At 36.6% G+C, this 12779-nt stretch carries 12 protein-coding genes; 3 read left to right on the forward strand and 9 right to left on the reverse strand.

Annotated features, from left to right (window positions below; translation table 11 throughout):
* The first annotated feature begins 11 nt into the window (after window positions 1-11).
* Window positions 12-434 (forward strand): SH3 domain-containing protein, encoded by a 423-nt coding sequence (locus tag P0Y49_17430; protein WEK18574.1) that lies wholly within the window; start codon window positions 12-14, stop codon window positions 432-434.
* A 77-nt stretch (window positions 435-511) separates the two neighbouring features.
* On the opposite strand, the gene P0Y49_17435 is transcribed toward P0Y49_17430, so the two are convergent.
* The 3 genes from P0Y49_17435 to P0Y49_17445 form a co-directional block, all read right to left on the reverse strand.
* Window positions 512-1243, reverse strand: a complete 732-nt coding sequence (locus P0Y49_17435) for an acyl-CoA desaturase (protein ID WEK18575.1) — start codon at window positions 1241-1243, stop codon at window positions 512-514.
* Window positions 1244-1309: 66 nt separating this feature from the next.
* Window positions 1310-1807, reverse strand: a complete 498-nt coding sequence (locus tag P0Y49_17440) for a phosphoheptose isomerase (GenBank protein ID WEK18576.1) — start codon at window positions 1805-1807, stop codon at window positions 1310-1312.
* A gap of 54 nt (window positions 1808-1861) precedes the next feature.
* The gene (locus P0Y49_17445; GenBank protein WEK18577.1) at window positions 1862-2455 is read right to left on the reverse strand and encodes a hypothetical protein; all 594 of its coding nucleotides are present in this window, start codon (window positions 2453-2455) and stop codon (window positions 1862-1864) included.
* A gap of 131 nt (window positions 2456-2586) precedes the next feature.
* On the opposite strand from P0Y49_17445, the gene P0Y49_17450 reads away from it, so the two are divergent.
* Entirely contained in the window at window positions 2587-3183 is a 597-nt protein-coding gene (locus P0Y49_17450; GenBank protein ID WEK18578.1) for a hypothetical protein, read from the forward strand.
* 16 nt (window positions 3184-3199) lie between these two features.
* Here the strand turns inward: P0Y49_17450 and P0Y49_17455 are convergent, their stop codons facing one another.
* Complete coding sequence (locus P0Y49_17455; protein ID WEK18579.1) at window positions 3200-3949, reverse strand: DUF4377 domain-containing protein; 750 nt, start codon at window positions 3947-3949, stop codon at window positions 3200-3202.
* A 52-nt stretch (window positions 3950-4001) separates the two neighbouring features.
* Here P0Y49_17455 and P0Y49_17460 point away from each other — a divergent pair, with 52 nt between their 5' ends.
* Window positions 4002-4250 carry a hypothetical protein gene (locus P0Y49_17460; protein WEK18580.1) on the forward strand — a complete coding sequence of 83 codons (249 nt, stop codon included), beginning with the start codon at window positions 4002-4004 and terminating at the stop codon, window positions 4248-4250.
* A 2-nt stretch (window positions 4251-4252) separates the two neighbouring features.
* Here P0Y49_17460 and P0Y49_17465 read toward each other — a convergent pair whose 3' ends face one another.
* The 5 genes from P0Y49_17465 to P0Y49_17485 form a co-directional block, all read right to left on the reverse strand.
* Window positions 4253-5479 (reverse strand): TlpA disulfide reductase family protein, encoded by a 1227-nt coding sequence (locus tag P0Y49_17465; GenBank protein ID WEK18581.1) that lies wholly within the window; start codon window positions 5477-5479, stop codon window positions 4253-4255.
* Between the two features lie 21 nt (window positions 5480-5500).
* The gene (locus P0Y49_17470; protein ID WEK18582.1) at window positions 5501-6850 is read right to left on the reverse strand and encodes a RagB/SusD family nutrient uptake outer membrane protein; all 1350 of its coding nucleotides are present in this window, start codon (window positions 6848-6850) and stop codon (window positions 5501-5503) included.
* A 17-nt stretch (window positions 6851-6867) separates the two neighbouring features.
* A complete protein-coding gene (locus P0Y49_17475; protein ID WEK18583.1) occupies window positions 6868-10521 on the reverse strand; it encodes a SusC/RagA family TonB-linked outer membrane protein in 3654 nt (1217 codons plus the stop codon).
* Between the two features lie 170 nt (window positions 10522-10691).
* Window positions 10692-11936, reverse strand: coding sequence for a FecR family protein (locus P0Y49_17480; protein ID WEK18584.1), 1245 nt, complete (start codon window positions 11934-11936; stop codon window positions 10692-10694).
* A gap of 69 nt (window positions 11937-12005) precedes the next feature.
* Window positions 12006-12590, reverse strand: coding sequence for a sigma-70 family RNA polymerase sigma factor (locus tag P0Y49_17485; GenBank protein ID WEK18585.1), 585 nt, complete (start codon window positions 12588-12590; stop codon window positions 12006-12008).
* Window positions 12591-12779: the final 189 nt, after the last annotated feature.

Consider the following 12779-nt stretch of genomic DNA (forward strand, 5'->3'; position numbering starts at 1 on the left):
GAGGAATAAAAATGGCCTTACAAGAAAAATATAAAGAACTGATAGACACTGCAACTACAGCCGGTGTAAGTAATTTAAATGTACGTGAGCAAGATGGCGTATTATATATTGATGGTTCAACCAGCGGTACTGTAAAACAACAACTCTGGGATACTTACGAGCGTCTTGATCCAAATTATGCATCTGGCGACCTGGTGATGAATATCAACAGTGTAGCGGGTGTTATAGAAGGTGATAAGCTTAAAGTAACTACCAACAGCTCTAACCTTAACATCCGAAAAGGACCAAGTACCGACGATGATATCGTAGGAAAAGCTGCCAGAAATGAAGTCGTAACGCTAGTAAGCAAAGCCAACGATCAATGGTGGTTGGTTAAAACAGATCAAGGAGAAGAGGGATACTCTTACACGCAATATCTAACTCCGCTGACATAGCAGGCTGACAAAATTAATGCACAAAAAAACGAGGGTTTCAGAACAGAAACCCTCGTTTTTTTGTGCATTAAATTCACTTAATTTATCTTTCTTATTTTGATAATCCGCATCCAGTGCATCATTTTCATCACCGGATAGGTAGGGTCAAACTCAAACCAGCGAGATGCAAAATTTGGGTTGTTTGGTTTTTTATGATGGTTATTCTGAAATAACTCGCCTAACATTAAAAAATCAAGAGGCAAAGAATTTTTACTATGATCATTGTTATCATGGTTGGAATAACCATATTTATGACCGCACCAGTTTACAATTGCACCATGAATTGGTCCCATTAAAAAATGGATTGGCAATAATAAAAACACCCACCATGTGGTAGCAAAAGTTACATAGAACCACACATAAAAGCTAATAAAAACGACCCGTGTAATCCAGGAATCTCCAATTTTATCAATAATCGGCCATGATGGGTAATTGTCTCTAAACTGCTCTTCAGGTTCAACATTATATTTGGAGTAATTTAAATAAATATTCTTGGTCTGAATCATCATACCCCATACATCCTTTACAAAATGCGGAGAATGAGGATCTTTTTCTGTGTCACTAAATGCATGGTGCATCCGGTGTAATATGGCGTAAGCACGAGGATTTAAAAAAGATGAACCTTGAGATAAAAACGTAATCAGATAAAAAAACTTCTCCCAAAAAGGGTTCATTTTAAACATTTTATGCGAGGCATATCGGTGTAAAAAGAAAGTTTGAGAAAAAAGGGACAGGAACCAATGTAAAAGGAAAAAGGTTAAAATAATCATATAAAATGGTAACGGATATTGTATGTATTTAGATGTAAGTATCGATAGAAATGACGCTAAAATGCCTTAACGTCCAAAATCGTCCTGAACCCTAACAATATCACTCTCATCTGAAGGATTAGCAGGATCTGTATGCTGCCATATTTCTGCAACAATTCCCCAATCATCTAAACCAATTAAGCGGTGACGTTCGCCCTGCTTTAATTTAATAATTTGCCCTGGTGCCAACTTCTTTACATCACCTTCTACGTCTGTATCACTGGTAATTACCCCAACAGTTCCGTTTACCACTCTCCAGATTTCTGCACGGCGGTGGTGATATTGCCATGAAAGTCTCAATCCTGGGGCAACTATTAATATTTTTGGACTCAGTTTCCCTGATATTTTTAATTCGTCAACATTTAGTTTATCAAAATACACATTAGCAAACTGCTGTGCTTGTTCTTCATCGATTACAAAAAAACCACCCCAAGGACGGGTTTCATCACGACTAACAACATTAAAACCTTCGATTTTTAAACGTTGTGCTACACTGTTGAATATTTCTTTTTTCTGATCTGACATTTATCTTCTTATTTAGAATTAACAAAGATAATAATATCAATTTAATTGAAGGACTTATAAAGACAATCGGTCTATATCGAGCAGATCGACGTTTAAATCAGTAATAAGGTCGTACAATAACACTACATTCTTATCTTCCTCATGCAGCTTCTGATCCAATAGATCTGAATATTGATCAAGAAACTCATCATCATAAAATTCATCAGGCAATTCTATTTCTTTAAGTCTTAGCTGAGTGGCAGTATGATACAACAACCTGGCAATGGTAAAATAAACGGCATTCAGATTAATCAATAAATCCTTATAGTTTTTATTTTCCCAATCAATGATATAAATGTAATAATTATCAGAGGCCAGCTGATTATACTCATCATTTTCCATAACCTCAAACTCATCAAGATTATTGATCAGCAGAAAGGTTTTAGAGCAATGAACTACCTTTTCAATCGACCTAAGCAGCAATTGCACCACTTCATTATCTACAGCCTCTAACAATTCGAAATCTTCCGCCGCAATTGAATCCGGTTCAATCAAACCTTTCAAATCCGACAAATCCTTCTCATAGGCAATTAGAAAGCCATATTTGCAAAATTCACTGACAATGAAACTTAACACATGAGGCACAAGGCCTTTTATTTCATCTTCCAAATCTTTCTTTCTATTAATAGTAGGCTTTGAAGTTAATTACATCAGTCGACTTTACAAAATAGAAAAGTACACCGCTTTTAAAAGTCGAAAAAATAATTACTTTTATAGATAATTTAAAATTAATTGCTTTTATGAAAAAACTATTTATTATCGCTTTTTTAATGCTGCTAACACTGCAGTCTGCCTTTTCTCAAACAAAAAAAATCGAAGATCTTTACAATGAGTACACGCTGGTTAGAAACACGCCTAACAGGAAAGCTACTAAAGAAAAGTCTTTAGCCTTATTAGAACGCGCCACAGAACTAAATGAAAAGCAGGTTACCAATGTAAACTATCACCTTGCCAGATTGCATGAAGAAGAAAAAGAACCTGAGTTGGCTATTCCATATTATGAAAAGGTAATTAAAATTGTTCCTGGCTATTATGTAGCACAACGTGCTTTGGGTTTTATTAACCTTAAAAAATGTGAAGCATTAGGTCATAAAGTAACTGCTGCCGCCCAGGCAAAAAATGAATCTCTCTATAATGAAAGTTTTAAAGCTTACAAAAAACAAGTATTGCTGACCATTCCTTATTTTGAAAAATCTCAGGCTTGCGATGCAGATGATAACACTTTAAACATCCTTACCGGTTTATACAAAAGTATTAAAGCTACACAATCCCTAACAACTCTCGATAGTCGATTAAAGGAGCTTGCTAAAGATTGTGTTTCTTTATTGGATGAATAAACGAATGTGAACAAGATTATTTCAGAGGTGCCATTCCAAACATCAGCATCAGTTTATTACCCTTATACAGATTAAGCGTTTGCTCAGCAACATCATATCTAAAGGTTTTATCACCTATCAAGGTTAAAAACTCATGTTCCAATTTATTCAATTCCGGGCTACAAGCCATCCTTGTACCGGCAATCTTATTAAAGGTTAACTGATCATCACTTTTCTCATAGCCTCCAAAGAAAGTGTTACAGCCCGATTTACCACTAACACGTTTCTCAGTCCCATCAAACGTCATATATACCGGAGAGGCTGTTTGCGTTACGCCATTCATTTGGATCAATTTCCATTTGTGCTTCAGTACAAAATCCCATGCTGTGGTTGTATTTTGCTTCATTTTCACTTTCTTCACCACCTTTTTTAGTTTGTATTCGTACGCCGAGGCATCTGCAGGAACATTTTTTCTTTTGGTGCGATTCACCAGAAGTACATAACGATAACCTGGCTGATATTTGAACCCAGAAATCTGGCTATAAAATAACTCCCAATTTTTACTGTTTTTGTACTTCACCTGCATACAGGTCATAGGTGCAACACCTGTACAACTAGCCAGATCTTCTTTAACTACTAACCTAATCAAATCAGCCTTGCTGACCATATTGATTCCTAATATTAAAGTAAGTGTTAAAACTAATTTTGCGGCGATACTTTTAATCATGTCTCTCTTCATTTTTATTTGTGTTATAACAACAGGATGCAACAATTGTTCCGTTTCCATAAGGAACAAAATTTTAAGAGAATGTTTTTAACTTTATCAAAACAAAGAAATCATGGGAAAGTATCAACAGGAATGGAAGCAAATGCTGCAAAAAGAAGAAGAATTTGGAGCATGGAAAATAAAAAGCAGCGGTGGTGATCTTTTGATCCGTGTACCGGAAGAGACTGACATGGATATGTTAAAGGTGCAATTTTCAGATCTTATCTCTCCAATTGCACCTTTAATCAAATCGCCTAAAACGACCCTTAAATTTTATGTCGGTAATTCAGATGAAGCAGACTTCATCTTTACATTAAACTAGGGTTATCTTTTAAAAATATCAGCTAATTTCTTTTCCAGATTCTGTCCCCTCAAATCATAAGCAATGATCTCACCTTCGGGATTGATTAATAAACTGGAAGGTATTCCTTGTATGTTATAAATCTTAGCGGCTTCATTTTCAAATCCCTTTAAAGCACTGATCTGTGTCCAGGGCATTCCATCTTCTTTAATTGCTTTAATCCAGGCCTCTTTCTTATCATCAAACGAGACACCTAATATCTCTAAACCTGCATCCTTATACATGTTATAAGCCTTCAATACATTGGGATTTTCTCCCCTACAAGGGCCACACCAGGATGCCCAGAAATCGACAAACACGTATTTCCCTTTAAAATCAGATATTCCAATTGGTTTGTCATCAACTGTATTTTGCACAAAATTTATTGCCTTAACATTCACCTTTCTTTTATCTAAATCCTCTAGGCTATAAATTACCGATTGAGCGTAGATCGTTTTCTTTATTGTAGGGCTCAAAAGATTGTAAGCCTCTTTTATCATAAGGGCATCATTCTGAAGATTCTGATCATGTATCCTGCCAAACCTGTCTGCTCCTGAAAGCGCGTTATTCAATGCAACTCCCGCATAAAATTTAGTCGGATATTTCTTTGCGAAAAGCACGCATTGTTTAGCATATTCCCTTTCAGCTAAAAACAGATCACTCAATGTGCTTAGATATTTTGATTCCTCAATTTGATTTCCTGACCTTTTTGCTTTAAAAAGATCTGTCCAGTCTAAGTTTAGGTGTTTCATTTTATCCTTTGCAGTCTTAACAAAAGCCTCAAACTGTTTTCTCTCCAATTCAATTTTAGAAGGAGCGATTACTGCTTTACTTATGGAATCCTTTGCACTGATTACATTTTTTCCATTTTCCACAAAGAGGGTAAACTTATCCATATGATCAAGGGTCTCATCCATTTCATAAGACTTGTTCATCAGACTACTCAATGTACTACCATCATGACTTAAAACTAATTCCAAAGCCAGAGGCTCCTTAAGATTGATGCCCTTATATGAAAACTCACCATTTTTTAAGGGTAAGGTTTCTTTTACCTGCTTACGAGTTTCGTAGGAATAATAGGAAAGATAAATTTTAGCGGGAGCATTTAGATTCCCGATCTTTCCAGAAAGGCTAAACCCTTGACCTATACTCAACAGGGGTAAAAAACAGGACATAGCAATTCCTGTCCACATTATTTTCATTGGTTTCATAACTATTTTATGGTTAATTGTTTATCTCTTATTTAAAGGCATGTTTACATTAAAACTCTGCACCATTAACGGAATTTGAAAAGTATATGCAGAACTTCCTGGCGCAAGTGTAGTCAACACAGCTGTACCGTCTTTTGACATTCGTTTCACAGCAGGCATTCTACCTTCCCTATCCAAACGTTTCATATCTATCCAGCGTAGTCCTTTAAAAGCTAGTTCTCTCCTTCGCTCCTCCAAAACTGCAGTTAATGCTGCTTCAGGAGTAGAAGCTGTCAAAGCGGTGTATTGCGCAGCTAAAAACCTATTCTTTCTGATGGTATTGTTAACAATATTCAGTGCACCATTGATGTCTCCTGAACGGGCAAGACATTCTGCTTTATCCAGAAAAATCTCTGCATAAGTAATTCCACGATTCGGATTATAAGCCTGAAAGTTACTATAGCTATAAGTTCCATCATTTTTCTTTGTTGCCAGCAAACGAATTCTCAAATCATTGTTCAGGTCATATTTCGACAACAACTCATTAGAATAACTGAAAGTCATATTATAGGAGTATCTTACCCATAACTCTTCAGGGCTGCTATTGGTAGCAGGTAACTGTCCCGTAGTATAAGCACCATAATTAACAATCTTCGCTTTTCCTGATCCCAATATCAGATCAGCGTATTTTTCTGCATTTACATAGTCTCCCATACTCATGTAAATACGGGCTAGCATCCCATATGCCGCTCCCTTAGTTACCCTTGTATTGTTGATGTTGGTCTCCGGCAGATCTGGAATAGCAGCGACGATATCATTGATCAGCTGATCATACATAGCCTGTAACGTAAGTCTCGCCGGTGTATCCTTACTTACATCAGTAGTATTTACGTAAGGCAGGCCATAATCTATATTTGCAGTAGCTTTATTGTAAGCCGGAGCGAAGAAGGAAAGCAGATGAAAATAATTAAAAGTCTTTGCCACCATGGCCTCCGCATACAGTTGCTTTTTTTGTTGGTCTGTGCCGTCTGTAGCTGACAGAACACCTTCGGTTACAACATTAAGATTAGCAATAGTGTTATACAAATCAGCCCAATAATCGGGGCGCACACTGCTATTATTTATGTACTCTACCCAAAAATAAGTATTCCCTTTAGGTGAAGTCTGCCCCTGGAGATTAAGGCTGGCATCATTGAGATCATCTGTGGAATAGATGATTAGATTGTTTTGACCAAATGGATTAACAATAAGTTCACTATTTAAGACGCCTTCAAAATCACCCAGGCTTTCTGCAATGATCACCCCCTTAGGTTTTATGTCAAGAAATTTTTTACACGACACAGCCATCAGTACCGGAATCGTGAGTATATATATTAGTTTATTAAGTTTCATATTGATCAGTTTTTCTTTTAAAAATTGGTTGATAATGAAAACGTGAAGGATGGGACCAATGGAAGACCTCTACTACCAGATACAAAATTCAACGTTTCCGGATCTATATCATTCCCACTAAAAACGTACTTACCGGGATTCTGTACCTGCAGGATAAACTTAGTATTGCTTAACCCTAATTTTTGAACCGCTTTATCTTTCAGGTTATACGTTAATGTGATGTTTCTTAAAGCTACAAAATCGAGCTTACGAACAAACTGCTGACCATTGTCGTAACCTTGTCTGGTACCGATATATTGTGGCGTTCCAAAAGCCCCACTATATCCTGGGATATTGGTAAAAGCTTCATCACCTGGTTTTTTCCAGAAATTTTGCGCACCATTCTGAGGTCGCTCATCAAAAACAGAAGGAGGTTTAATTAAACCTACATGTCCACCATAATACATCAATAGCGCAGAAAGACTAAAATCCCCAAGCCCAAACTGATTATTAAATCCAATAGCATACTTAGGATCATTAACTCCGGCAAATTTCAATGCGCTTAATGGTACATCCACTTGTTGACTGAAACTGAGTACCACCGGGTTGCCATGTTCATCTCTAACCATTGGCTGTCCAAATTCATTTAATCCGATATAATCCAGGGTTAACACTGAGTTCATTGGATGTCCCTCTATATTCTCAGCTCCCCCTGCTCTTGTGAAATTATAGAAGCCCCAATAGGTATTTTTTACTTTAAGTACTTTGCTTTTATTAAAAGATGCAGTGACTTGTGTTCTCCAGGAGAAATTTCCTCCCTTAACATTCAATGAAGAGATATTAAGATCAACACCTTTGTTTTCGATGCTTGCATTATTTGTCAGTAGATTGGTAAAACCCTTGGTAGGATCTGATTCAATCTGTGAGAAAATATCTTTTCCACGTTTGATGTAATAATCTACACTACCTGCCAGACGATTATTGAATAAGCCAAAATCTAAGCCCGTATTAAAATTAAAAGTTTTTTCCCATCTTAATTCATTGTTCCTTGGGGCAGAAATTGCATAACCTACCAACGGGTTTGGCACATAATTATTTACATAACTTGTCAATAGATTGAATGGGCCACTTCCCTTCTTGATATTACCGTTATAGCCGGCAGCCACACGCAATTTCAGTTCATCCATCCATTTCACATCCTTCATAAAATTCTCATTACGGATATTCCATGACAATCCGGAAGACCATAGCGGTGTATAACGGAATTTTGGATCCTCACCAAACAGGTTCGACTGATCAATTCTTAAACTACCGGTAACTGTATACTTATCATTATAAGTATAAGCGCCATTTGCATAGTAGGATACAAAACGGTCATCACTATAGCTCTCCTTGAAAAATTGCTCAAACATAGTCTGATCAAATGCAAATCCCTCCAGACCAGAAACCATTATGTCGGTATAATCAGGAATGTAATTGCTATTGCCCAATAAACTTAAATCGGCAGGCTTAATTGTTAAGGAGTTAGCATTGTAGCCAAACAAGGTATTCAAATGTGAAGAGCTGGTATTTTTACGTTGTTCTATACCGGCTAAAAAAGACAGGTCATGTTTCTGTCCAATAAGCTTATTGTAGGCTAACTGGGCTCTTAATGTATAAGAAGTAATATCTGAATTTTCTGTTTTATTTGTACCACCTTGAGGAATGTTGAATATTGGCCTCCCGGTTATAGGATCTTCTTTTGCGAAATAATTAAGCATGATCCGTGTTTCATAGGCATTTTCTGATGCTGACCTGATCATCTTATCGAGCTCTCTTTCATAAACCCCACCCACTTCCAGGTTCAGGCCACTTAAAAGATTATATTTTAAATTACCTTGTGCACGATATACGTCACTTTTAAAATTTGTGCTACTTTCAAACATTTCCTGATAAGGGTAATACATTTCATCATACAGTCCCAAAGCAATATTTTCCTGATTACGAGCCGCACTTATTGTACCATATTTAGTCCCAAATCCGTAGTAATTTTCGTTAAATGGCGCAAAATAAGAAGCTATAGGGCTACCATCTGCTGCTAAAAAACGTTGATAAGGTTTAAACTCAGTATATCCAGGAACATTAACCCGTTTAGAATTACTGGTTGAATAAATGGCCTGTACATCTAAATTTATTCTTTTAGATAATTCAAAAGTACCGCGGTAATTGATATTGGTTTTGTTAAAGCCTGAAAATCTCTCCGAACCTTTATTATTTTGATGATTTACGCCAAAGAAATAAGTAGAATTTGCTCCTCCTCCACTCACATTCATATCATAGCTCTGAAAAACCTGATTCTGAAGAAATATTTTTTTATAATCCTCTGTATTATCGTAAGCAGCCAGTTCACCATACAATTTATCTGCTTCTTCTTTAGTAATTTTCCCATTATAAAGATCATCGGTAATGCTAAAAACAGGCGTATATGTACCATTTACCATATCTATATAATCCTTAGAATTAAAGTTGTTTTCAATATCATTTAGAGCTGATGAACTTTCGAAATCGATAAAGCCGCGCCCTTTTAACAAATTAAGTTTGTTATAGTTAGGCTTTGGTTTATACGTTAAGGCCGTTGTAAAGTTTACTTTCGGTCTGCCCAACACGCCTTTTCTGGTATTAATTACCACTACACCATTAGAAGCGCGAACACCATAGATAGCTGCAGAGGCTGCATCTTTTAGTATGGTAACCGATTCGATATCATAAGGATTAATAGACTCAATATCAACCTCCGTTGGGTATCCGTTTAATACGATAAGTGGCTTTTTAATGGCTTGAAATGTAGATACACCCCTGATGACAAAAGGGCTGGTATTACCTGGATCGCTCCAGGAATCTCTGGACTGATTTACATTGAGCATCAAACCTGCAAGGCGGCCTTCCAAATTGCCGATGATATTTCCATCTGCAGGAACAGTTTGCTGATAAGTACTTCTGTTAATTGTAGCATAAGCACCTGTTAGCTGTGACTTTTTTAGTGTCTGATATCCGGTTGAAATAATAGAAACCTGGTCCAGGCTCTGAGATGAGGGTACTAACCTTATTGCTAAAAAAGCAGTTCCATTTGTACCTATCTCTTTTTCTTCATACCCGAGATAAGAAATGGTGAGGGCAGCATTATCCTGAACATCTTTTAATAAAAACTCCCCATTAGTGTTGGTTAACACCATTTTGGTGGTTCCCTTTACCCTAACTGTTGCACCAGGAAGTGGTTTATCATTTTCATCGATAACCCGACCCTTAACATCACTCATCTTCAGATAATCAATAACTTTGTCAAAAACAGACTGTTCCTTTTGCTGAATTACTATTGTATTATCCTGAATAACATAAGTCAAGTTAGTTCCTTCCAGACACTTTTCCATTACTTTTTGTAATGGTGTATCTTTAAAATTTACACGAATTGGTGCTGTTTTTTTTAAAAGATCACGCTCCCAGAAAACATTATAACCTGTTTGTTTACGTATCTCTTTAAACAATAGATTAAGAGTTGTACTTTTTTCACTTAAAGTGACTTTTTGCGCAAATCCTGATGCACTAACCTGCATTACACCAAGGATAAGTAAGATAGTAGTTAATCGCATAACAAGCAGAATTTTAGGCACACAACATGGCATACCATTTAAGGTTCTGATATAATTTTTATACATTTGATTGGTTTGGTTAAGTTGATAATCCTGAAAATTTTATTGATCATATTCCAAACTATTCCCAGCATCGGATGGCCGTCTGATGCTGGTTTTTTTATGGAATTACGGCTATATATAGTTAGGGATCTTTTTTGTAGCTTTTTCTCATATTGGTTCGTTTAGTTAATTATTTAATATTTATATACTGTTATTTTTCTTCCCTCAATAGTAAATCGTGCACAATGGGTCAATTCAATCTTTTGCAATACTTTCGACACATTGGTAAAACGTGAAAAACTGCCGCTAAATATCTTTTGTTTTAATTCTTCATTTTCAAAATGTATATCTACATCATACCATTTTGCAATCTTTTGCATAATGCTCTCCAGATTTTCCGCTTCAAACGTAAAAAGTCCGTCCTTCCAGGCAATGGCCTGTTCAGCATCCACCCTATCTATATGAATACCTTTATCAGTTAAAACGAATTGTTCGTTAGGCTTTAAAATAAATTGTCCGGATTTTGCGACGACAGCCACAGTAGAGTTGTGAGTCAAGTCAGGGATGATGATACGAACTGCCCCCTCCAATAAAGTAGTCTTTACACTTTTACCATCACTGTAGGCATTCACATTAAAATGAGTACCCAATACTTCCACAAGCTGTCGTTCAGTATTCACGATAAAGGGCAATCTATGTTCCGCTTTGTCACCCTGTCCTTTTACATTAACTTTAGCTACTTCAAAATACGCTTCACCATTAAGCTCAACTCTTCGTTCTGCTAATCCCGAAAATGAGGTAGGAAATTTAATAACAGATGCTGCATTAAGCCACACTTTCGTTCCATCGGGAAGTTGTATCTGGAATTGACCTCCTCTAGGTGTACTCAATGTATTAAAACTCAGTTTAGAATTTGTTTTTTGCGAAGTTGATGCCTTGTAAATCAACTGCCCTGATTCCTTCCTTGTGATGACTACTCCCTGTTCGTTAGCGACCTGACCATCTATTGTGTCAACAAGCGCTATTTTTTGCCCATTGGCAAGAGTCAGGATAGCTTTATCTTTACCAGGAGCAATGTCATTCTCAGCTGTAATGTGCATTGCACTGGGCTGAGGTGTTCTATTGCTATAAAAATAGAGACCTACACTCGAGAAAACCAGGATGACTGCAACTCTTGCAATATAATACCATAAGCTATGTATCACTGGTTTAGGCAATTCTTTTCGTTCTTCCAGCTCTTTTATCTTAATGTTAATCCTATCCTTTAATCTTTTCTCAAGAGGATCAAGACCTAGCTCTGCTATCCTTTCCAGAACTGCGGGTTCAACTGAAAACAAATCATAATAGGCCTCCACCACCTCAATCTCTTCTTTTGACGCGGTATTGTCCAGGTATTTATTTGTCAGTTCAAGAAACTCCTTTTTCGTAGAATTGGCCATAAAACAAAACTCTTTTATATACAGTATACCTTAAAAGCCTAATCTCCTATGGCTAATGAAAATATTTTTTTAATTCACCTTAAAAGCCATCATAATCGCAGAGATGGTAACAATTTTACCCAATGAGGCCCGTAAACTTGCTGTGGCAGTAAGTAATTGATTTTGTACAGTTTTTTGAGAAACCCCAAGTATCTCACTAATCTCCCGTGTAGTTAAGTCCTGCATAAACCGCATTTTAAAAATCTCCCTACGCTTTTCCGGTTGTAAGGTCAACCAAGCTTCGATAGAGGCTTTTAACTCTTTTTCACAGAATAACGAATCTGCTTGTAAAGATTCCTGTGCCATGTATTCTAATGGCTCCTCAAAAACAGGCATGGATCTACCCTTTTTATAAAGCATGTAAACCTGATATCGAACCGCAGTAAGCAGATAAGGGAACAATTCAATTATTTGTTTCTCTTCACGCTTTACCCAAAAATCAGCAAACACATCTTGTATCACTTCTTCGCAAAGCTCCGCACTTCTTAAACGCTTATATGCTTCACTGTAAAGTTTTTTCCAATATCGTTTATAAGCTTCATCAAAGGCCGTCTCATCACCGGCCTTAACCAGATTGATGAGCTGTGTGTCAGCATACGAACCATAAGAAACCATATAATTTTACCCCCTTAGAAATAGATACCGATTATTTAAACCCAATATTAAGCATTGTTTTTAAATAATCGGCATTCACACAGAAGTTATATAACTTACACTCGTAAGGCTCTTAGTGCTTTATAAGGTATTATTTTCATCCAGACTAAACAAAGTGATAAAGGGCTTTCCTGTAAAATACGACGACAC

This window comes from Candidatus Pedobacter colombiensis (assembly GCA_029202485.1).
Classification (GTDB): Bacteria; Bacteroidota; Bacteroidia; order Sphingobacteriales; family Sphingobacteriaceae; genus Pedobacter; species Pedobacter colombiensis.

What these genes read in the sequence shown, in the direction of transcription:
- P0Y49_17470 (WEK18582.1), bottom strand. Translation starts at nt 6,850, where the DNA reads ATGAAACTTAATAAACTAATATATATACTCACGATTCCGGTACTGATG.
- P0Y49_17455 (WEK18579.1), bottom strand. Translation starts at nt 3,949, where the DNA reads ATGGAAACGGAACAATTGTTGCATCCTGTTGTTATAACACAAATAAAA.
- P0Y49_17475 (WEK18583.1), bottom strand. Translation starts at nt 10,521, where the DNA reads ATGTATAAAAATTATATCAGAACCTTAAATGGTATGCCATGTTGTGTG.
- P0Y49_17435 (WEK18575.1), bottom strand. Translation starts at nt 1,243, where the DNA reads ATGATTATTTTAACCTTTTTCCTTTTACATTGGTTCCTGTCCCTTTTT.
- P0Y49_17440 (WEK18576.1), bottom strand. Translation starts at nt 1,807, where the DNA reads ATGTCAGATCAGAAAAAAGAAATATTCAACAGTGTAGCACAACGTTTA.
- P0Y49_17485 (WEK18585.1), bottom strand. Translation starts at nt 12,590, where the DNA reads ATGGTTTCTTATGGTTCGTATGCTGACACACAGCTCATCAATCTGGTT.
- P0Y49_17450 (WEK18578.1), top strand. Translation starts at nt 2,587, where the DNA reads ATGAAAAAACTATTTATTATCGCTTTTTTAATGCTGCTAACACTGCAG.
- P0Y49_17465 (WEK18581.1), bottom strand. Translation starts at nt 5,479, where the DNA reads ATGAAACCAATGAAAATAATGTGGACAGGAATTGCTATGTCCTGTTTT.
- P0Y49_17430 (WEK18574.1), top strand. Translation starts at nt 12, where the DNA reads ATGGCCTTACAAGAAAAATATAAAGAACTGATAGACACTGCAACTACA.
- P0Y49_17460 (WEK18580.1), top strand. Translation starts at nt 4,002, where the DNA reads ATGGGAAAGTATCAACAGGAATGGAAGCAAATGCTGCAAAAAGAAGAA.
- P0Y49_17480 (WEK18584.1), bottom strand. Translation starts at nt 11,936, where the DNA reads ATGGCCAATTCTACGAAAAAGGAGTTTCTTGAACTGACAAATAAATAC.